This is a genomic window from Afipia sp. GW821-FHT04G03, from assembly GCF_059419985.1.
In genome coordinates, this window is record NZ_JBWKSV010000001.1 from 1092262 (window position 1) to 1112688 (window position 20427).

24 protein-coding genes are annotated in these 20427 nt (G+C 61.1%); 5 read left to right on the forward strand and 19 right to left on the reverse strand.

The genetic code is table 11. The features are described from left to right. Positions 1-6 precede the first annotated feature (6 nt). Complete coding sequence (locus AC07UB_RS05335) at positions 7-1065, forward strand: cation diffusion facilitator family transporter (RefSeq protein ID WP_494651851.1); 1059 nt, start codon at positions 7-9, stop codon at positions 1063-1065. Here AC07UB_RS05335 and AC07UB_RS05340 read toward each other — a convergent pair. From AC07UB_RS05340 to AC07UB_RS05390, 11 genes are all read right to left on the reverse strand, one after another. Continuing rightward, positions 1027-1518 carry a DUF411 domain-containing protein gene (locus tag AC07UB_RS05340; RefSeq protein WP_494651850.1) on the reverse strand — a complete coding sequence of 164 codons (492 nt, stop codon included), beginning with the start codon at positions 1516-1518 and terminating at the stop codon, positions 1027-1029. The two genes, AC07UB_RS05335 and AC07UB_RS05340, sit on opposite strands and share 39 nt — an antisense overlap. Positions 1519-2399: 881 nt before the next feature. Continuing rightward, complete coding sequence (locus AC07UB_RS05345; protein ID WP_494651849.1) at positions 2400-3587, reverse strand: OpgC domain-containing protein; 1188 nt, start codon at positions 3585-3587, stop codon at positions 2400-2402. A gap of 49 nt (positions 3588-3636) precedes the next feature. Beyond that, positions 3637-4128 carry a DUF305 domain-containing protein gene (locus AC07UB_RS05350; RefSeq protein WP_494651848.1) on the reverse strand — a complete coding sequence of 164 codons (492 nt, stop codon included), beginning with the start codon at positions 4126-4128 and terminating at the stop codon, positions 3637-3639. A 166-nt stretch (positions 4129-4294) separates the two neighbouring features. After that, entirely contained in the window at positions 4295-5269 is a 975-nt protein-coding gene (locus AC07UB_RS05355) for an FkbM family methyltransferase (protein ID WP_494651847.1), read from the reverse strand. Positions 5270-5371: 102 nt separating this feature from the next. Then, entirely contained in the window at positions 5372-5665 is a 294-nt protein-coding gene (locus AC07UB_RS05360) for a copper-binding protein (RefSeq protein WP_494651846.1), read from the reverse strand. Further along, positions 5662-6156 carry a cupredoxin domain-containing protein gene (locus AC07UB_RS05365; RefSeq protein ID WP_494651845.1) on the reverse strand — a complete coding sequence of 165 codons (495 nt, stop codon included), beginning with the start codon at positions 6154-6156 and terminating at the stop codon, positions 5662-5664. The genes AC07UB_RS05360 and AC07UB_RS05365 overlap by 4 nt, the downstream gene beginning before the upstream one ends. A gap of 45 nt (positions 6157-6201) precedes the next feature. Next, positions 6202-7581: a multicopper oxidase family protein gene (locus AC07UB_RS05370; RefSeq protein WP_494651843.1), complete on the reverse strand. Its 1380-nt coding sequence runs from the start codon at positions 7579-7581 to the stop codon at positions 6202-6204. Between the two features lie 10 nt (positions 7582-7591). Next, positions 7592-9058, reverse strand: a complete 1467-nt coding sequence (locus AC07UB_RS05375) for a TolC family protein (protein ID WP_494651842.1) — start codon at positions 9056-9058, stop codon at positions 7592-7594. Positions 9059-9067: 9 nt separating this feature from the next. Then, complete coding sequence (locus tag AC07UB_RS05380; protein ID WP_494651841.1) at positions 9068-9361, reverse strand: hypothetical protein; 294 nt, start codon at positions 9359-9361, stop codon at positions 9068-9070. Positions 9362-9439: 78 nt separating this feature from the next. Then, the gene (locus AC07UB_RS05385) at positions 9440-9850 is read right to left on the reverse strand and encodes a hypothetical protein (protein ID WP_494651840.1); all 411 of its coding nucleotides are present in this window, start codon (positions 9848-9850) and stop codon (positions 9440-9442) included. Between the two features lie 138 nt (positions 9851-9988). After that, complete coding sequence (locus AC07UB_RS05390) at positions 9989-10264, reverse strand: metal-sensitive transcriptional regulator (protein WP_494651839.1); 276 nt, start codon at positions 10262-10264, stop codon at positions 9989-9991. 53 nt (positions 10265-10317) lie between these two features. Between AC07UB_RS05390 and AC07UB_RS05395 the strand changes: the two genes are divergently transcribed. After that, positions 10318-12759: a heavy metal translocating P-type ATPase gene (locus AC07UB_RS05395; protein ID WP_494651838.1), complete on the forward strand. Its 2442-nt coding sequence runs from the start codon at positions 10318-10320 to the stop codon at positions 12757-12759. 75 nt (positions 12760-12834) lie between these two features. Here AC07UB_RS05395 and AC07UB_RS05400 read toward each other — a convergent pair whose 3' ends face one another. From AC07UB_RS05400 to AC07UB_RS05420, 5 genes are all read right to left on the reverse strand, one after another. Then, positions 12835-13368 (reverse strand): cytochrome b, encoded by a 534-nt coding sequence (locus AC07UB_RS05400; RefSeq protein WP_494651837.1) that lies wholly within the window; start codon positions 13366-13368, stop codon positions 12835-12837. Positions 13369-13407: 39 nt separating this feature from the next. Then, positions 13408-13722: a ferritin family protein gene (locus AC07UB_RS05405; RefSeq protein ID WP_492793295.1), complete on the reverse strand. Its 315-nt coding sequence runs from the start codon at positions 13720-13722 to the stop codon at positions 13408-13410. Between the two features lie 71 nt (positions 13723-13793). After that, complete coding sequence (locus AC07UB_RS05410) at positions 13794-14552, reverse strand: COG4705 family protein (RefSeq protein WP_494651836.1); 759 nt, start codon at positions 14550-14552, stop codon at positions 13794-13796. Between the two features lie 50 nt (positions 14553-14602). Continuing rightward, positions 14603-15016, reverse strand: coding sequence for a histidine kinase (locus AC07UB_RS05415; protein WP_494651835.1), 414 nt, complete (start codon positions 15014-15016; stop codon positions 14603-14605). 39 nt (positions 15017-15055) lie between these two features. Further along, positions 15056-15832, reverse strand: coding sequence for a COG4705 family protein (locus tag AC07UB_RS05420; protein WP_494651834.1), 777 nt, complete (start codon positions 15830-15832; stop codon positions 15056-15058). A gap of 185 nt (positions 15833-16017) precedes the next feature. Between AC07UB_RS05420 and AC07UB_RS05425 the strand changes: the two genes are divergently transcribed. The 3 genes from AC07UB_RS05425 to AC07UB_RS05435 all read left to right on the forward strand — a co-directional run bounded on the left by AC07UB_RS05425 (position 16018) and on the right by AC07UB_RS05435 (position 18408). Beyond that, complete coding sequence (locus AC07UB_RS05425; protein ID WP_494651833.1) at positions 16018-16353, forward strand: PepSY domain-containing protein; 336 nt, start codon at positions 16018-16020, stop codon at positions 16351-16353. A gap of 64 nt (positions 16354-16417) precedes the next feature. Continuing rightward, positions 16418-17080 carry a response regulator transcription factor gene (locus tag AC07UB_RS05430; RefSeq protein WP_425988406.1) on the forward strand — a complete coding sequence of 221 codons (663 nt, stop codon included), beginning with the start codon at positions 16418-16420 and terminating at the stop codon, positions 17078-17080. Further along, positions 17074-18408, forward strand: a complete 1335-nt coding sequence (locus AC07UB_RS05435; RefSeq protein ID WP_494651832.1) for an ATP-binding protein — start codon at positions 17074-17076, stop codon at positions 18406-18408. The genes AC07UB_RS05430 and AC07UB_RS05435 overlap by 7 nt, the downstream gene beginning before the upstream one ends. Positions 18409-18554: 146 nt before the next feature. Here AC07UB_RS05435 and AC07UB_RS05440 read toward each other — a convergent pair whose 3' ends face one another. The 3 genes from AC07UB_RS05440 to AC07UB_RS05450 form a co-directional block, all read right to left on the reverse strand. Next, complete coding sequence (locus tag AC07UB_RS05440) at positions 18555-19256, reverse strand: VIT1/CCC1 transporter family protein (RefSeq protein ID WP_494652674.1); 702 nt, start codon at positions 19254-19256, stop codon at positions 18555-18557. Positions 19257-19503: 247 nt separating this feature from the next. Next, on the reverse strand, positions 19504-19755 hold the full coding sequence (locus AC07UB_RS05445; RefSeq protein WP_494651830.1) for a PilZ domain-containing protein: 252 nt from the start codon (positions 19753-19755) through the stop codon (positions 19504-19506). Positions 19756-19800: 45 nt separating this feature from the next. Then, the gene (locus AC07UB_RS05450; protein ID WP_494651829.1) at positions 19801-20400 is read right to left on the reverse strand and encodes an undecaprenyl-diphosphatase; all 600 of its coding nucleotides are present in this window, start codon (positions 20398-20400) and stop codon (positions 19801-19803) included. Between the last annotated feature and the right edge of the window lie 27 nt (positions 20401-20427).

Below are 20427 nucleotides of genomic sequence, written 5' to 3' on the forward strand. Positions count from 1 at the left end.
TACGACATGTTAAAGCAAATCCAGGACTGGTTCGGTATGTCGTCCCAAGGGCAATCGCTGGGGCTCGGTCACGGGCCTGACGACGGCAAGGGTCATGGCCACACGCACGGGTCGATAGATCCCACCATCGCGACGACGACACGCGGCATCTGGGCGATCAAGTGGTCGTTCATCGTGCTGGCGGTCACCTCCGCCTTGCAGCTTGTGGTCGTGGTGATCTCGGGCAGCGTCGCGCTCCTCGCCGATACCATCCACAACGTCGGGGATGCCGTTACCGCGATCCCTCTCTGGATCGCGTTCGTGCTGGCGCGCCGCAAGCCGAGCAAAACCTTCACGTATGGTCTCGGACGCGCCGAAGATCTGGCCGGGGTGGCCATTGTGGCTATCATCCTGTTCAGCGCCGTGTTCGCAGGCTACGAAGCCGTGTACCGCCTGATCCACCCGCAAAGCATCGATTTCATTCCCTGGGTGGTGGCCGCCGGCATCATCGGATTTCTCGGGAATGAAGCCGTGGCGGTCTTCCGGATCCGGGTCGGGCGCGAGATCAACAGCGCGGCCCTTATCGCCGATGGTTATCACGCGCGCACCGACGGCTTCACCAGTCTGGCGGTGGTGTTCGGTGCGATCGGCGTGTGGCTGGGATTTCCGCTCGCGGATCCGATCGTCGGACTTCTGATCACCATCGCCATCTTCGGCATTGTATGGCAATCGTCCAAGGCGGTGTTCGTCCGGATGCTCGATGGAGTCGATCCCGCGGTCACCGACGAGATAAGGTACGCTGCTGGGCACATCAAAGGCGTGCAACAAGTTCTCGAAGTCAAGGCGCGTTGGCTGGGACATCGCTTGCTCGCCGACGTCGGCGTGCGCGTGCCCGGCAACATGCCCATGGCCGACGCAGACCGTTTGGCGGAAAGCCTTCGGCATGAGATGCTTGAGCATATACCCGCCCTGTCCATTGCGAACGTTCGAGTATCATCGAAAGCCGAAGAGGCCCTACCGGGAGGAAGGCATCGAACCCTCTGTGACTCAGCTTCTGATTTCGGATCCAACAAAATGCATGAATAGCTCTCGGCCATTCGCTCCGAAAAGGACAACATCGTACTTCTGTGGCTCGCCACCCTCCATTCCCGGAGATCCCGCGGGCATACCCGGAACCGACAATCCAATAGCAACCGGATTTTCTTCCAACAATTTCCGCACGGCAGACGCGTGCACGTGGCCCTCGATGACGTACCCAGCAACTTCAGCCGTATGACAGGCGGCAAGGTCCGCCGGTACTCCAAGCCGCTTTCGTATAGCTCCAAGGTCAGCGGTCTCCTCGATCCTGACTGCAAATCCGGCGGCTCGAAGATGTTGCACCCAACCCTCGCAACACCCACAACTCGGATCTTTGTGAACAAGAATGCTTGGACTTTGCGCGAAGGCTGAAGACGGCGACAAAATCGTTACCCCAGCTAAGAATTGAATTGCACTTCGCCGGGTTAGACCGACTCGGTCATCGTTCGATCGATCATTCATGGTTCTGATCTCCAACGTCCTTTTGTGTAAGTCTAATCCAAACTTCTACGGCATCGAACGCATGTCTGTGTGAAGATGGTAACAGTTCTTCGCATCTGTGACACTACCCGCTGATTGAAATTGGTATCGCCTAGATCCCCGAGGTGCTGAGCAAATGAACGTAGCCGTGCGTATCAAACCGACCAATCCATTGGGGTTACTTCGACAAACCGATTGAACTATCGTCCTTGCATTCGCAACATCACGCCGACTCCATCCATGATCGATCACCCATCATTCCCGATTTCATTCCTTAATGCGGATGAAGGACTCTTGGGCTAGCGGCTTCGACCCTGGGCGAGCCGTGGCCATGCTTGTGACCGTCGCCCTTGTCCATGGACATCATCTCTTCGTCCGGGGCGCTTTCGCCACGATCTCCTGTATTGCTGTGCCGACATGGCGGGCAGCTTTCCACGAGCGCGACTATGCTCCAGAGCGTTCCGTCATCATGTCCGAGGCCCCATGCAGGCATACCGCTCATCTTCAAGCCATGTTTGTAACTTAAACGCCCGTTCGCGGATCGAATGCGCGCTCGGAGAGATTGGGCGGCTTGGGGTAAAGGCTGGGTCGGACCTCCGAAACCGTCTTTCCCGGTGCGATGTGGCAATTCGCGCACAAGGCGGCGTACTGCCCCGCGCCTTTCAGAGCAAGTTGGTCAGGCGACTGAAAGTCCACTTGCTCGAACTTCGATGGCGCGGTCGCGGACGATCTCGATGACCTTCCGGGTCATCTCCCAGAGGGGTGCATCCGCACCGACGTTATGACGCCGAGGAAGATAAAGAGAGCGAGACCGCCGAGGACGCCAGCCATGGTCGCGGTGATCGCAAACGCAAAACGTTTCATCATCTGGCACTCCCCTCTTCCATGCGAAAATTACTGGCCCTCGGATCCGCAACGACAACCGCTTCGCGTCGCGCAGGCGCGTCAAGCGAACGCGACCACGTTCGGTAGAATGCAACGCTGGTCATCAACATCCAGCCACCAACACTGACCGCGATCTGCGTCACCGGATGGTTCGAATACATATCGAGAATAAAGTGCCCGACGAACGCTAGAAAAATGCCGACGCAGAACACTTCGAGAGACCGCTGACCGCAGATCACAAGCGGTCGCAGCAGGCGGGAATGCAGTCCAGCCCAGCTTTCGGGCACGACCCGGATCACGATGACGGCAAGGGCCAACAAATGCAGTACGCGGTAGGGAGCCAGATTCGTCTTGTCGTTGGGCGTGAAGATTTCCAGCAACCAAGCGGGCATCCAGGACGCGAGTGCATCAAAACGGCCACCCAACGTCATGACAAGAGCGAATACGACGAAGGCGATACTCGCCACGAGGACTACCGGCGAACGCGCCAACGCATATGCCCGACCGGAACCTCCCAATGCCGCCCAGGCGCCCAGCGTGAACAGCAGTTGCCAGGCGAACGGGTTGAAATACCAGCCGCCGGACGGATGCGCGGGAAAATTCCAGCCGAAATGACGCGCGAGAAAGTAGACGGTGATCGACGCGGCCAGCGCCGTATCCGGGAATCGCATCATCAACATCAGCAGCGGTGCAAATCCCGCCATCAACACGATGTACAGGGGAAGGACGTCCAGATTCAGAGGCTTGAACTTCAACAGCAACCCCTGGGTAAGCGTAGCGACCGGCTGTTCGATCAGCCCGGCGACGTTGAATTCATCCAGCAGATGGGAGTGACCGAGCTGCGCGACGTAACCAATGGCCGCCGCATAGGCAACGAACAGAAGTACGTGCGCCACATAAAGCTGCCAAACGCGGCGCATCAGCAGGGCCGTTCCCGCGATAAACCCCTGTACCGCCATCCTCCTCGCGTAGACGAAGGCGGCCGTAAATCCGGAAATGAAGACAAAAATGTCGGCCGCGTCGCTGAAGCCGTAGTTCCTCGTCGTTAGCCATGCGACGCCATTGTTCGGAATGTGATCGACAAAGATTGCCCAGTTCACGAGGCCGCGAAACAGGTCGAGGCGGAGATCCCGCTCCTTCGACAACCGTAATGCGTCGCCGGCCATCAGTTGAAGGCCCCTCTCTGACGGACGGTGGCGTCGCCTACGAAATCGGTCATCTCGCCTGCCTGGCCGGAAGATCGGGCGCTCCGGATCGCGGCGGATTGCGCGAAAGATCGCCGATCAGCTGCTCCATCTCGGCGATCTCCCTGACCTGCGCCTCGATAATGCTGTCGGCAAGCTTCCGGACGCGGGGATCCCGGATGTGCGCGCGTTCGCTGGTCATGATCGCGATCGAATGATGCGGTATCATCGCCTTCATGTAGGAAACGTCGTCGACGGTCTGCTGGCCGCGAACGAGCCACAAGGCCACACCGAAGATCAGGATGCTGCCGCCAATGATCGCAACATTCGCCTGTCTATTCGGATACATCTTCATCATGAAGGCGAGCATGATTACGGCCATCACGGCCCCCATCACGAACGCCATCCACATCCGCGTCTGGCTGAACCAGACGTGGTCGAGCGCGTAGGTGTTCAAGTACATAAGGCCGAACATCACGATCGTCGATGTCGCAATCATTGCGCCGAAGCGGGTGTACGTCATGAATCACTCCTTCATTGACAGGTCGGACAGGGTAATCGATCAGCCGGACAAAGGTTTCGCCGATTGGTCCGCTTCGATATATTCTCCGGTGATACGTCGATAACGCCGTTTGGCCTTCTCTCCGGTGCCCGAATTCGAGCAAGGCGAAACGTTACTGAATGTGCGCTCATCTTGGTCGCCATCTGGTTCGGATAATTCGAACTTCCCAAAACGGGCTGCAGGTGGCGAACACGTTGTAGCCGACCCAGGTGTACCGCTTGACGCGATCCAGAACAGCCACGTCATTGAGGTGAACAAAACGCGATATCTCGGGATCGAAGATATAAACGCGCAATGGCGTGGCGCTCATCAGATACTGCGAAACGATGTGATCGCGGTCGGATCCGTGTTCTTCGCAGATAAAGATCGTATTGCCGGAAACGAGTCTGGTCCCGCCTCGCATCGCATCGACCTCGACACCCTCGACATCGAGCTTCACGACCATCGGCTGCGCAGGATCGATGAGGCCTTCACCAACGAGGCTGTCGAGCGAGACGGTCCGGACGGCGGCGTCTTCGCGGTCCGAAAGAAGAACCGTTCCCAGCGCTTCGTGCTTGTGGCCCGTGATGCGCGCATAACCCCCGGATGTCCGTCCAACGGCCGCGCTCAGACATGGAAACCGGTTTCCGTTAAGGCGGGCATTGCGTTCCAGCCTGTCGGCATTTTTCGGCGACGCTTCGATCGCCACCGCGGCCTGCGCACCGAACGGCTTGCTTGAAGCGAGAACCGACCAGTACCCGAAATTGGCACCGCAATCGACAAGCACGTACCTGACGTCGGCTATGCTCTTCAAGAACGCTTCGATTTCCTCCTCGTAGTCATAGCGGCTGTTAAGGAGCCTGCTCCAGTACCCGTCGGCAAAAGGCATCGCAAACAAGGCGTCAGGGTTCAGCCTCACGACGATATCGCGGGCTGAAACCGCGACAGAAACCGCTTCGCAGCCCAATCCATAGCCGCGATGGCCGAAAGGCCGGGTGAGCGTCGATCCTGCCTGCAACGCAAGGACGGCAATCCTGTCGATTATTCCGGCACCGGTCAGCTTTCCGCTCTCGCGATCGTATGCGAGTAGTGGCTCGGCTGAGGCCCGTTCAGTTTGGCGCATAGATGATCCCATTCGCTCCGCACGCAACCATCGCCGAGGATGAGTCCGTGCAGCGAGCTCCAACGCCGCCGCATATTCTGCGGCGGCGTCGGATTCCCGGTCCTACTTGCCCTTCTGCATCTTCGTGATGGTGATGCCGGCGTCGGCTTTCTCGGCCTCGAATTTGACCTTGTCGCCGACCTTTACCTGCTGGAGCATCGCGGGATCCTTGACGCGGAACACCATCGTCATGCCCTCGTCCATCCCGAGACTTTTGATCGGGCCATGTTTCAGCGTAATTTTTCCGGCGCTCTCGTCGATCTTCCTGACCTCGCCGCTGACCGACGAATTCTGGGCAATGCCCGGCGTACCCGTGATCGCGAGGGCGACTATCGTGGCGGCTACGAGTTTCTTCATGGCGTTTTCCTTGTTCGCGTGGTGGCGGATTCCTTGACGACGACACGTCCGGTCATGCCGTATTCCCGATGGTCGGGGATCAGGCATGCATATTCAAACGTGCCTGGCTTTGAGAATTTCCAGAGGATCTCTGCTGATTTCTTCGGCGCGAGGCGAACGCCGTTCGGGTCGTCATGCTCCATATGGGGATTCTTCTTCATGGCCTCCGCGTGCTTCAGATTGTCCTCCGTGCTGGCAAGAAGAAATTCATGATCTTCCGTGCCGACGTTGCGGACGATGAACCGTATCTGTTCGCCGCGTTTGACCTCGATGCGGAACGGACGGAATTCCATCTCGCTCATTTCGACCTCGATCGTTCGTGACGGCTTCTTCGGGTCGCCAGGTTCTCCGGCCGAGTAGGTTTCGTGACTGTGCTCCTCGTGGCTTGTCGCCGGAGCGGCTGCGGCCGACAGCGCCACGAGCGCGATGCCGATCGCCGCTATGCTCTTCATGGTTTCTCCTTATTGATTGCGATTGATTGGTTGCCGTGTTCATCGCTACATCTTCATGCCTTTCTTCATGCCTTTCATGTTCATCGGTTTGGCGTCCTTCGTCTTCGCGGGCGGCGATGCCTCGTCCTGCCGCGGCGGCTCGCCGGTCGGCGCATCTATTTCGTAGGCAACGGTACCGGCGGGATACTTGTACGGACCGGGATCGCGGTAATCATCGCGCGCCAGGCCCTCGCGTATCTTCATCACGGTGAACATGCCGCCCATCTCGATTGGACCGAACTGCCCGGTGCCGGTCATCATCGGGAGCGTGTTGTCGGGCGCGGGCATTTCCATCTCGCCCATCGCCATCCCCGTCGATCCCATCACCATGGCGTCCGGCGCGAGCTTGCCGACCGCCCTGGCGAGATCTTTTTTCGATACGCCGATCATGTTTCGCATGTTGTGGCCCATCGAATTCATGGTGTGATGCGACTTGTGGCAGTGGAACGCCCAATCGCCGGGATTGTCGGCGAGAACGTCGAAGGCCCGGGTCGCTCCGACGGGAACGTCGATCGTTGTCTCCGGCCATTGCGCGCTTTCGGGAACCCAGCCGCCGTCGGTGCAGCTGACCGCGAAGCTGTGGCCGTGCAGATGGATCGGATGGTTGGTCATCGTCAGATTGCCGATGCGCACGCGCACCTTGTCGCCGAGCCGGACCGGCAGCGGATCGATCCCGGGAAACACGCGGCTGTTCCATGTCCACATGTTGAAGTTGGTCATTTCGTTGACCTTTGGCAGGTAGGTGCCGGGGTCGATGTCATAGGTGCTCATGATGAACACGAAGTCGCGGTCGACCGGGCGAAACGCAGGGTCGCGTGGATGCACGATGAGCATGCCCATCATGCCCATGGCCATCTGCACCATCTCGTCGGAGTGCGGGTGGTACATGAAGGTGCCGCTGGTCTTGATCTCGAATTCGTAGACGAAGGTCTTGCCGACCGGAATGTGAGGCTGGTTGAGGCCGCCCACGCCGTCCATGCCGTTGGGCACGATCATGCCGTGCCAGTGTACGGTGGTATGCTCGGGGAGCTTGTTGGTGACGAAGATGCGGACCTTGTCACCCAGGACCACCTCGATGGTCGGTCCGGGCGATTGTCCGTTGTACCCCCACAGATGGGCTTTCATGCCGTCGGCGAACTCACGCACGACCGGCTCGGCGACGAGATGGAATTCCTTCCAGTCGCCATTCATTCGCCATGGCAGCGACCAGCCATTGAGCGTGACCACCGGCCGGTAATCCGGACCGGAGGTGGGATGGAGCGGCGGCTGCATCACCGCCTTTTCCATGATCGGCGCTTCCGGAATGCTGGCGGCCTGCACCCGGCCGCTGACGGCGCTTGCGCTTATCAGCGCCGCTGTGCCGATGAATCCTCTTCGCGATAGCATGCTCGCCTCCTCAGTGGCCGCCGCCACCGCCGGCCAGGGCGGTGGTGGTTTGACGGGATGGGTTCTGGGACTCTCCGGAGCCGCCGCCGTTCACGACCGTCTGCAGGTCGGACTGGGCGAACCAGAAGTCTCGCTTGGCCTGGATCGCGGCCCGCAGCGATGCGATGCGTTGCCGTGCCTCCGTCAGCAGGGCGAATACGTCGATCTGCATGCTGGAGAAGCGCAGTTGCATCTCTTCGGTGATGATCTTTCGCAGCGGCAGCACTTCCCGCTGGTACTGACGCGCGATTTCGTAGGTCGATCGGTAGACGCGATAGCCGTCCCTTGCCTCCGAGCGCACGTTGATCGCCTTTTCGGTCAGACGGTTGAACGACTCATTGTAGGTCTCTGTAGCCTGCCGGACCCGTACTTCGCCGCCGTCGAAAATCGGGATCTGGAACTGGATGTCGAAACCGCGTTCGCGGATGGGCGGCCCCGCGCCATCGCGCGTCTTCTTGTCGATCCCGGCGACGTCGAGCAGGGTCACGAACCGGCTCGCTTCCGTCAGATTGAGCGATTTAGCCAAAGCATCCAGCTCGATCCGCGCGATCTGTAGATCGATGCGGTGGCTGACCGCCTCGACCTCGATGTGCGGCAATGCCGACGGATGCCGTGGAAGCATCGGCAAGGTGTTGGGAATCCGGAAAGCCAGATCGCTTCCCCAAAGCCCCATCAGACGCGCGAGGCGCTCGCGCGAACTCGACGCTTCCTGGCGTATCGAACCAAGTTCGGCGGTGACCTCGGCATAGAAGACCTGCTCGCGCGCCTGGTCGAGCTTGTTGAGCGATCCGGTCTGACCGAGCTTCAGGGCGAGCTGGGCCGTCGCCTCAGCCGTGGATTTGGCGTCTGCCAGAAGCGCGACGAGCTCGTTGGCGGCGACGGCGCGGTAGTAGGACCGTCTCACTTCCGCGGCCAGCCGCAGCGTCTCGAGGGTGGCCCGCAACTGCGCCTGGCGGAAACGTTGACGCGCGATCTCGGATCGGAACGGCAGCGTGGCAAGCGCCAGAATATCTCCGACGACCTGGCGTTCGATCTCGACCGCTCCGTTGCCCGCAATCCTTGAAATCGAGAAGGTGGGATTGGGCGGCAGACTGTCCTGAACGAGGTCGGCCTCGGCCAAGGCCAGTTCATTGTAGGCGGCCTGAAGCCCGCGGTTGCTGAGGAGAGCCACTTGCACGGCGGTCTCGACGTTGAGCGTCCGTCGCAGCAGCCGCTTGACCGCGTCGTTCGCGACCAAGGCGTCGGCGGCGGTCCGGATCGAAATCACGTCCTTCCTGATCGTCGCGCCGGTGATGTCGGCTACGGCGGTCATGCCGCCGTCCGGAGAGAATGCCGCGCAGCCTGAAAGCAGGAGAGCGGCGGACAGCGCAAGCAGCGCCGTCCTGCCACCACCAACGGCCGACCTGTGTCGCCCCTGGATGGAGAATGTTTCTGTCATGGCGCTCTCCTAATGCCCGGACTTCGGCGACGGAGTTACGCGCCGGTTCTGTTCCTTCCAGCCGGTAGGAGCCGTGGGCCGCATCCTGATGTAGGGCGCAATGCCGGACCGGTAGCCGACGGCGGCCACACGAACGTTCGGATCCGCGGGATCGGGACCGGCCAGCGGCGCCGCCGTCTGCATGCACCCGCCCAAGGCAAATGCCGTGACGGTCATCCCTGCTATCGTTCGAAATCTATTGCCGAATAGCTTCTCGGCCACCGACTGAACGGCGGCGAGAATCGCCCCAAGCTGCGCCAACATGTTGCTTTCCTGAACTGTCGATGGACCACAGGCGTGCGAGCCCTTGAGGGACCGCGGCGCCGCGTTGTCTTGATCAGATCAGGAAATGGGGGGGCGATAGAGCCGAGGGGGAGCGTTGTCGACGACGTTGCGGTAGCGTTCGGCTTTACGAAGCGCTGGCAGACCGTAGGGCTTCATGATGTCGACGACCGTCGCCGGGAGCGCGGTGACACACATCAGCCCACAACATTGTCCGTCGGATGAATGAGGGGCTTTCTCGGGAAGGGAACTCGAACCCGATGTCTCTGACATCGAATGGTCATCGCCGGAATGACCCTGCGCCGCAGCATGATCGTGGACATGACCATCTTTATGAACGTGTTGCGGCCCGGAATGAATATGCACCGTTCCGGGAACGTGATTCGCGTCCGTCAGACACGGAGCGGGCGTGTGGAGGCCGGGCAGCGCATAGGAGATCGTCGGCGCCAGCACGCAAAGCAGATAGGCCAAGGCTATCAGCCACCCTGCCCTCAATCGCTTCGTTCTGGTCAACCGCACGAGCATGCCGCCGTCAATATCTATTCATACCGAGAGTTGCAAGCATAGCCGTGAATTCCAGACCCGCCAAGGTGGAACCTGCATCGTTTTTCATCGTGCCGCCCGGCCAATGACGGCCATCAATTCGGCGATCTTCTTCCTCTGGTCCGTTTTATCGCCGCTCGCGATGGCGTGTTCGACACAGTGGGAGACGTGGTCTCTCAACACCTCCTCCTCGACCCGCCGTAGCGCGGCTCGGACCGCCGAAATCTGCGTGACGATGTCGATGCAGTAGCGCTCCTCCTCCACCATCTTGGAGAGACCGCGCACCTGGCCTTCGATCCGGCTGAGGCGTTTTTGACAGGATGTCTTGATGTCTTTTCGCATGAGTTCTATATACCCCTACACGGTATGGGTTGCAAGTAGGTATGGAGCACGAAATGGCCAACGATCAGAAGACGATGTCCTCCGGAGGATGCGGATGTTCGTCCAAGGCCGCCGCCGGGTCTGAGACGCCGGCTAAGAAGAGCGGGTGCTGCGGCGGCGCCGGCGATCACGACGCTCATCATCAACACGCTGCGGCTGGAGCTGCTGTTGTCGACCCAGTCTGCGGCATGACCGTCGATCCCGAGACCAGCAAGCATAGCTTCGACTTCAAAGGTGCCACCTACCATTTCTGCTCAGCCGGCTGCCGGACCAAGTTCGCCGCCGCTCCGGATCAATACCTCGAGAACGCGAACGCCGCACCGCAGCACGCCGACGTCCCAGAGGGCACCGTCTACACCTGCCCCATGCATCCACAGATCCGCCAAATCGGCCCCGGAAGCTGCCCGATCTGCGGGATGGCGCTAGAACCGGACCTGGTCAGCCTGGACGACCCACCCAACCCCGAACTGGCCGACATGACCCGCCGCTTCTGGATGGGGCTCGCGCTGGCTCTGCCGGTCGTTGTCCTGGAGATGGGCGGCCATCTGGTCGGCAGCCACGGCTGGATCGATCAGAACCTCTCGAACTGGATCCAACTGGCTTTCGCCGCGCCGGTCGTGCTCTGGGCCGGATGGCCGTTCTTCGTGCGAGGCTGGCAGTCGCTGGTCACCCGCAATCTGAACATGTTCACCCTCATTGCGATGGGCGTCGGCGTCGCCTTCGCCTACAGCGTCGTCGCGACGGTAGCGCCGGGCATTTTCCCGCCCGCATTCCGGAGCCACGACGGCGCCGTGGCGGTCTACTTCGAGGCCGCGGCGGTCATTACCGTCCTGGTCCTGCTCGGTCAGGTCCTGGAGCTTCGGGCCCGTGAGGCCACCTCCGGAGCGATCAAGGCCCTGCTCGATCTGGCGCCCAAGACCGCGCGCGTCGTCGACGAGAATGGCGCGGACCATGAGGTTCCGCTCGACAGCCTGAGCGTGGGCGACAAGCTGCGGGTCCGGCCGGGCGAGAAGGTGCCGGTGGACGGCGTCATCATCGAAGGACGCTCGTCCCTCGACGAATCGCTGGTGACCGGAGAGTCCATGCCGGTCACCAAGGAGGCCGGTGCCAAGGTGATTGCTGGCACGCTCAATCAGTCGGGTGGCTTCGTGATGCGGGCCGAGAAGGTCGGCCGTGACACCCTGCTTTCCCAGATCGTACAGATGGTGGCGCAGGCACAGCGGTCCCGTGCTCCCATCCAGCGCCTCGCCGACCAGGTGGCCGGTTGGTTCGTGCCCACGGTGATCGTCGTCGCCCTCCTCGCGTTCGGTGCTTGGGCGCTGTTCGGTCCGGAGCCGCGGCTCGCGTTCGGCCTGGTTGCGGCCGTCAGCGTCCTGATCATCGCCTGCCCGTGCGCCCTCGGACTCGCGACACCGATGTCGATCATGGTCGGCGTCGGACGCGGTGCTCAGGCCGGCGTCCTGATCAAGAATGCCGAAGCTCTCGAACGCATGGAAAAGGTCGACACGCTGGTCGTCGACAAGACGGGAACGCTGACCGAAGGCAAGCCGAAGGTGGTCTCAATCGTACCCGCAGAGGGATTCGACGAAGCTGAAATTCTGAAGCTTGCAGCGAGTGTCGAACGGTCCAGCGAACACCCGCTCGCCGATGCGATCGTCCGGGCGGCGAAAGAACGGAATTTGGCGCTGGCCGATGTCGCGGATTTCGATTCTCCGACCGGCAAGGGGGTCACGGGTAAGGTCGACGGCAAATCGGTACTGCTCGGCAACGCCAATTATCTCAAATCCGCGAGCATCGAAACACATCCGTTGGAAACGCAGGCGGAAAAGCTGCGAGGCGACGGCGCGACGGTTATCAACGTCGCGGTCGATGGTAAACTTGCCGGCATTCTAGCCATCGCCGACCCGGTCAAGGCCTCGACGCCGGAAGCATTGAAAGCGCTGGCGGCCGAAGGCATCAGGGTCATCATGCTGACCGGCGACAACCGAACGACGGCGAACGCGGTCGCGAAGCGACTTGGCATTTCCGAAGTCGAGGCCGAGGTGCTGCCGGATCAGAAGAGCGCCGTCGTCAGTAAGCTGCAGAAGCAGGGTCGTGTCGTCGCCATGGCGGGAGACGGCGTCAACGACGCGCCCGCCCTCGCAGCGGCCGATGTCGGAATCGCCATGGGAACGGGAACGGACGTGGCGATGGAAAGTGCAGGCGTGACGCTGCTGAAAGGCGATCTTGGCGGCATCGTCCGCGCCCGTCGTCTCTCTCAGGCGACGATGCGCAACATCCGACAAAACCTCTTCTTTGCGTTCATCTACAACGCGGCCGGAATTCCGATAGCCGCCGGCATACTTTATCCGACGTTCGGATTGTTGCTGTCCCCTGTGATTGCCGCCGCCGCAATGGCGCTGTCGTCCGTGAGCGTCGTCGGCAACGCACTGCGGCTTCGGGCGGTGAACATCTAGCCTCGCAGGAACAGCGTCCGCATGGGGCCTACCATCTATTCGTCGTCGGACCGGATGCAAAGCGCAGGTCCGTGCTCATGACCGTGGAAGCATGCGCTGCATTATCCGGTCGCGGAAGACAAAAGCATGAATGAAGGCTGCGGTAACGTGGACGCCGATGGCGATGAGCAGTCCCAATCCGGCTGCATGATGCCAGCCGCCGACCATGCGACCGGCGGCCGATTCGGGAGCGGCCAGCATCGGCAGCGGCACTCCGAATAAGGGCGACACCTGCCAGCCCCGGAACGACGCAAAGAACCAGCCGCTCATGGCGGTTGCAAAGACCAATCCATAGAGAAGCCAATGAACGCTCTCCGACGTGAGGCGCTGCCAACGAGGCAGCGTATCCGCAGGCGCGACAGGGTGGAAGAGCCGCCAGGCAAAGCGCAAGATGATCAGCATCAGGATGATAAGCCCTATGGAGATATGCAATGTCATCGCGCTCCCGGGAGGCGCGCCCGATTGAATGTCGGGCATCAGCCAGCCAATAGCGAACTGTACTGCGAGCAGCACCACGATCAGCCAATGAAATACCTTGGCGGTGTTTCCGTAGGCGGGTTGTTTTGTCATGGGAACACGATTCTCGGTGCAGAAGGAATTGGATCGCGGTCAGTCTGCTTTCTTTTCGGCCTTCTCCGCGGCCTCGACGATATCGCCGTCGGTGAACAGAATGCCCTTGAGGATCTCCCGCCACTCCTTCTTGCGCCGAAGCAAGAATTCCAGATCCATGCCGAAGTGCTTGAACTCTTCTTTCTGCGCATTTTCCATGATCGCGCGGGCTTCCTTGTCCTTCTCAAGCGATATGCGCTGCTCATACCAGCCGATCGCCTCGGCTTCCTCGACGAGTCCGGTGATCATCCGCGCAAACGTGCGCGTCTCCGAGGAGAGTTCTGCAGCAGGTTCATGATACTGTTCAGTCGCCATTTTTGTTCCTATGTCTGGTTTGAAGGTGAATGTTGGTCTTTTGCGTTGCCCGTTTCCGACGGCTCAACCGGTTAGGCCCGATGTCGTCCTGCCCGCTGAGGCAACAACGCAATGCATCCGACGATGAATACCGCGAGCACGGCTGACGCCGCATACCGACTCAATGCCATCCCGCCGTTGGAGAGCGGCTTGTCCAGGAAATCGCCGACCGTTGCACCGAGAGGGCGCGTGAGGATGAAGGCGGCCCAAAACAGGAGCGTGCGCGACATGTTCGTCCAAAAGTAAGCCGCGGCGACGATCGCCAGCGCGGCTCCGAACACGACGGCGCCGCCGCTGTAGCCGAGTCCTGTGGAGTCCGCCATCCAGTCGCCGAGAGCGGTTCCGAGGGTTTGGGAGAACATGATGGTCGCCCAATAAAACACTTCTGCTTTGGGCGTGGTGACGCTTTCGACCGATACGGTCCCCATCGAGCGGTACCAAACTGCAAGCGACAGCAGCAAGAGAGCGAGGAGGATCGAGCTGCCACCGAGATATCCGATGCCAAGGGACCGGTCCACGAAGTCGGCAAGCGTCGTTCCCGCCGTCGTCGTCGCCACGATGACCGTCCAGTAGAGAAAAGGATGGAATTTCTTGGCGCATATCTGCGCCGCAACGGCGGCGACGAAGAGGGCCGCGAAGATCGCCGTGCCGACCAGATAACCCAGATTCATCGACATCGTCACCGCGTCGCCACCGGTTTCTCCGAGCGTCGTCGCGGCGATCTTTATGATCCAGAACCCGAGCGTCACTGCGGGCACCTTGCTCAGGCTTTCGCCAAGTTGGTCTTTCATGAGAGGTTACTTTCGATTGAGGCGCGTTTGTTCTTGGCGGAGCCTTCGGCCTATGACCTGCCGGCAAGGCGGTCCATCGTGGCGACGACTTCGTCGACCGCGGACTTGCAGGCAGCGAGATCCGGCGAAGCGGCCCGCACAGGGGTGAGCGCGCGGTCGATGGCCTTGTCGAGGGTGTGCCAGTCCGCAGCCGCCCGCGGCTTCAATCCGGCTTCCGCCTCGTCCCAGGACGTTTCGAGATCCTTCAGGCGCGCCTTCGCCCCGGCCAGGTCGCCCTTGTCCAACAGCGCCTTGCTGTCGGCGACGAGGTTTCGAAAGGAAGCAAGATCTCCCAATTTGGACGCGGCCTGTGCCTGCGTAATGCCGGCGACGACAAAAGATACCGACAGAATTGCGCCTGACAGCGGACCCGCGCCAAGCAGCGCCGACAGGACGATCCGATGAAGGGTATTTTGGGCAGACATGTTCGATATCCATTTTTCAATAGGTTTGTGTCGGGTGGCTCACGCCCGTTCGTCTGCGGCGGCCTGGCAGTCGTGCAGGGTGATGAACGCGACAAGCGCAACAATGATGGTGAGGAAGCCGAGGCTGGTGTAGACCGAACCGAAACCGAGCCCGCCATATTCACGCGATTGCGAAAGCAGGTCGCCGAGCGATGCTCCGAGAGGCCGGGTCAGGATGTAGCCGAGCCAGAAGCACAGCACCGCGTTCGCGCCGAGATAGTACGCCGTGGTGACGACCGCGATCATCGCGCCGAAGATCACGACGCCGAGATTGAAGCCCAGCCCGACGGCCTCCGTTGCAAGGTCCCCCGCCGCGGTGCCCAGGGCGAAGGTGAAAAGGATGGCGGTCCAATAGAACAGTTCGCGCCGCCCGGTGACGATCGTGTGTATCGAAAGCGTGCGTTCCGCGGCATACCAGGCCGCGAACGTCGCGGCCAAGGCCGCGGCAAAAATCGGCGTGCTGACGTAAAGGCTCACACCCATGCCGTCGGTGAGCGCGTCGGTGATCTGGGTCCCGACGACGCTGACGAGCACGACGGACAGCCAGTAGATCCAGGGGACGTAGCGCGACATCCGCATCTGAATCGTCAGCGTCGCGAGCAAGAGCGTCAGCGTGATGGCATCCGTTACCGCGGTGCCGAGCCCGGCATGCACGGCCAGGTAGTCCGCCCCAGTCTCGCCCACCGTCGTGGACATGATCTTGATCGCCCAGAAGGCGAGCGTCACTTGCGGAACCTTATTGAGAGTTCCAGCGGCGAGGTTCTTGGCGAAATCCATGTCTTTTCCCTTCGCAGGGCCGTCGGTCTTCGTGCGCCCTCCCTCATCGTTAGAGTTGCCGACTTAGCGACGACTTAGAAAGTCCGCCGCGGGGCCGCCCCCGTGCCGCCGCCAGGCTGAATCGGCTAAGCTGCCGCTAAGTGGCCTGAGCCAGACGTGACGAGGGGCATTTCTGGAGAAGACACATGAACAAGCTGAAAACGATCGTTTGCGCCGTCGCTGTGATGACATCGGCGGTGGCTCTCGCGGACAATGCCAAAACGACGTCCAACGATGCGGGTCCCATTGCGCAAGCCAAGATATCGATGGGAGCCGCCGTCGCTGCCGCCGAAAAACACACCAACGGCAAGGCGGTTCGCGCCGAATACGAAAAGGGCAAGGACGGCCGGTGGGCCTACGACGTCGAGGTCGCCAGCGGCAGCGACGTGTTTGACGTCAAGGTCGATCCGGACGCCGGCACGGTCATCGCGTCGACCAAGGATGCGGCGGATGCCGATGACGAGGGTGACAAGGCCGATTGATCGCCGGTACGCTGTAACCGAGGCCGGCGGCGGCATCCGCCGCCGGCCTCCACGGGAACCGAACATGCGCATTCTTCTGATCGAGGACGACCGGATGATCGGAGCGGCCGTGACTCAGGCGCTCAAGGATGCCTCATACGCGGTCGACTGGGTAACGGACGGGGAAACCGCTATCGAGGCAGCCCGCGCCGAGGCCTACGACCTCGCCTTGTTGGACTTGGGCCTCCCTCCTCCGGACGGGACCGAGGTGCTGAGGCAGTTCCGCAAGACGGGACGTCAGTTGCCTGTGATCATTGTGACGGCGCGCGACGCCATCGACGACCGGATCCATGGACTCGACCTCGGGGCGGACGACTACATCGTCAAGCCGTTCGAGATCCGTGAACTTCTCGCGCGCATGCGCGCGATCCTGCGGCGGCAGGGAAGCGGCAGTTCTGCCGTCCTGAGCAACGGCGCAATCAGCCTGGATCCGGCGACCCACGAAGTGGCCCACGCCGGCGAGACGTCGCGTTTGACCGCACGCGAATTCGCGCTTCTTCAGGCCCTTCTGCTGCGTCCCGGCACCATCCTGTCGCGCGTCGACCTCGAACGGCATATCTACGGCTGGAACGAGGAGGTTGAGAGCAATGCCGTCGAATTCCTGATCCACGCGATACGCAAGAAGCTCGGCGCTGCGGCGATACGCAACGTAAGGGGCGTCGGATGGATGGTGGACCGCCCATGTTGATTTCCTCGCTGCGTGGTCGTCTCTTTGTGGGGCTTACAGTCTTCATCGTCGGGACAGGGCTCGCGGCGGGTTACCTGGCCTTCAGATGGGCATTCGAGGAGGCGATCGAGCTGCAAGATGCCATTCTGCTGCAGGTCGGGTCGCTGGCCGCAAAAAACCGCCTGACCGACCTACCGTCCGAAGGAAATATCGACGGTGAGGCGCGAGTCGCCATCGAGGAACTGACGCCGCCCCCCGGGGATCCCGCCCCCACAAGTTCGCTTCCCCGCCCACCCCAGGATCTTCGCGACGGCCTCCAGACCGTCAAGCGCGGCCAGGAGCAGTGGCGGATCCTGGTCCGTACGCGAAAGGACGGAAGCCGCGTCGCGGTCGGCCAACCGACGGCCCATCGCGACGAAATTGCCCGGGAGAGCGCGCTGCGAACCATCGTGCCGCTGGGCTTGCTCGTTCCGGGTCTCATGCTGCTGATCGGCATCGTCGTCGACCGAAGCCTGCGCCCTCTTTCCAAACTAACGGCGCGCCTCGACGCGAAGCAATCGGACCATCTGGAAAAACTGCCGACGGACGGCATTCCGAAGGAGTTGCTTCCTTTCGTCGCCTCCATCAACCGTCTTCTCGACCGTATCGGGACGATGTTCGACAAACAGAGACGGTTCGTCGCCGATGCCGCACACGAACTCCGCAGTCCTATCACCGCGCTTTCGGTCCAAGCCGAAAATCTGGAGCATGCCGGACTTTCGCAGGACGGACGGGCCCGGCTGGATTCCCTGAGGGCGGGAATCCGGCGAACCGCTCACCTGCTGGAGCAGCTTCTTGCGCTGGCGAGGTACGATTCCCACGCGTCCACGGAGATGCCGCACAGCGAGTTCGACCGCATCGTCAAGGGTGTGGTCGCCGATCTGCTGCCGGCCGCCCAGGACCGCTCGATCGACCTGGGTTTCGCACGGATCGAGACGGCCTCGGTACGTGGCGAACCCGTAGCCCTGGCGATGCTCGTTCGAAACATGATCGACAACGCCGTTCGGCACACGCCGACGGGCGGTCGCGTGGACGTGAGCCTGTTTCGTCAGAACGAGGCTATCATCCTTCAGGTCGCCGATACCGGACCGGGCATTCTGGATGCGGAGATCGACCGGATCTTCGAACCTTTCTTCCGTGGAAGTCGCTCGCGGGGCGATGGGACCGGCCTCGGTCTCTCGATCGTGCGACGCATCGCCGAACGGTGTCACGCATCGATCCGTTTCGAAAACATGCGGCCGCCGGAGGGACCAGGTTTAAACGCCAGCGTCAGCTTTCCCGCGGTCCCAGAGACGACGTCCCAAGCGTAATTGGCGAACGTATTGTATCGAAAAGCGACTTATTGCTTTGGACCTTTCATCGATAGACGGCCCGGCCGGCCCTATAATTCGGTACCTTCCCTCTCAATTTCCTGGTGACGGGTCGAGCAGGCAAGGTCCGTCGGATGTTGCGTCAATCAGATAACCGTACCGAACAATTTGCCTATTACCGCGGTCGTCGCAAGGGCGAGCGCGCCCCAGAATGTCACGCGTATTGTTGCACGCAGGATGTGCGCGCCTCCTGCCTTCGCTCCGACGGCACCCAAAAGCGCGAGGAACCCCAAAGACGCGGCCGATACGACTGGGACCATCGCGCTCGCGGGCGCAACAACCACCATGAGTAGGGGCATGCCCGCGCCGATCGAAAACATGGCCGCCGATGTAAGCGCGGCCTGAACGGGCCTGGCCGCCGTAACCTCAGAAATTCCGAGTTCGTCATGGGCATGCGCTTTCAATGCGTCTTTTTCCATAAGCTGCTGCGCGACCTGTCGTGCCAACTCGCGTTCGAGACCCCGCTTGACGTATATCTCGGTCAACTCTTCGAGTTCGGATTCCGGGTTCTCACTCAGCTCCCGGCGTTCGCGCGCCATATCGGCGAGTTCGGTGTCGGACTGAGAACTGACGGAGACATACTCTCCGGCCGCCATCGACATGGCGCCCGCAACGAGCCCCGCAATTCCTGCGATCAGCACGTCGTTCCGGGTCGCGGCAGCCGCGGCGACTCCGACAATGAGGCTCGCTGTTGAGATAATCCCATCGTTGGCTCCCAGAACCGCCGCCCTCAGCCACCCGATGCGCTCGACAAGGTGGTCCTCCGGATGTTGATGGAGACGGATCATTCTGCTATTTCCTGTTTGAGAGTCCGAAGTTGAACGAAGGGGGCGAAAGTAGGTCCCGAGATCCGCCATCAAATCCACCTACGGGCGAGCGAACAGACCGTATCGCTGACGGGCAGCGCGATCCACTTTACCACTCCTTTAAGCCGTCCCGATTTCTGGTTGGTCCCGTTCGAGGAGATGGTCTTCTGGCGCTCATCATTGCCTATTAGATCTTGCTTCACGGGTCGGGTGTCCGCCTTCCTTGATCTCACTTTTCACCGTCGTCGAATCCCACGCCTATACGCCTTTCCTTTCGCCAAACGACATGGCAGGCCCGCCGGAGACTATCCGTCTCGATCACCAGTATAAAGTTATGTGGAATGCCGACGGGACTGTCGACTTCCAATGCCGCGCCGGTTCGTGAAATGTTGCGAACAGTGCAGTCGATCACCGCCCCGTCGAACACTATCTTCCCGGCTTTGAAAACGCGATGCCGCGATACTATCCGCTTGTCGTTCATTTTAGGCACCAAAGTGAGTTTCACAGAAGACCGGGTACCGCCGCTTCACCGGCGTCGGCGCAGGTTGCTTGCAATCGACCAGCCAAAGAGATGCTCGCCCCAAATCGTCAGGCGCGGGCTGATCGTCCGCCCGATGGGCGATACGACGGCCCATGACGATGTCGCGGCGACGCCTGCGGCGCCGACAATGTCCAACGGGTAATGTGCGGCGAGATAGACTCGAGCCCAGCCTACGGAGGCCCCGAGGACAACGGCCAGCACCCCGGCACTACGTCCGGGTACGGAGCCGGACGCCAAGAGCGCGAAGCCCAGCGCGAAGAGCACGGTGCTGTGATCGCTTGGAAAGGAGCTGTCCGGAGCGTGATTGAGGAAGTTTCGGGTCTGCAGGACCGCGAAAGGACGGGGGTGCATCCAAATCGATGAAATAGCGACCGCCAACGCCACCGCCAGAAGCGTGGAAAGACCGGCATCGACGGCAGCTCGTCGCTCCGCATGCGCCCCGAAAATCCAAAGCAGGACGAGCATGAAAGGGACGAGGTAGACGGCCGATTGAGCCAGCAGCGTCGCGAAGGCGAGTGGCGCCCCCGCAAGTGTCGGAGCCGCTGCGATTGCTTCAAAGAGGCGATTATTGAACGTTTCGAACATTTTCTAGATCCAGATGGCGTCCGTGCT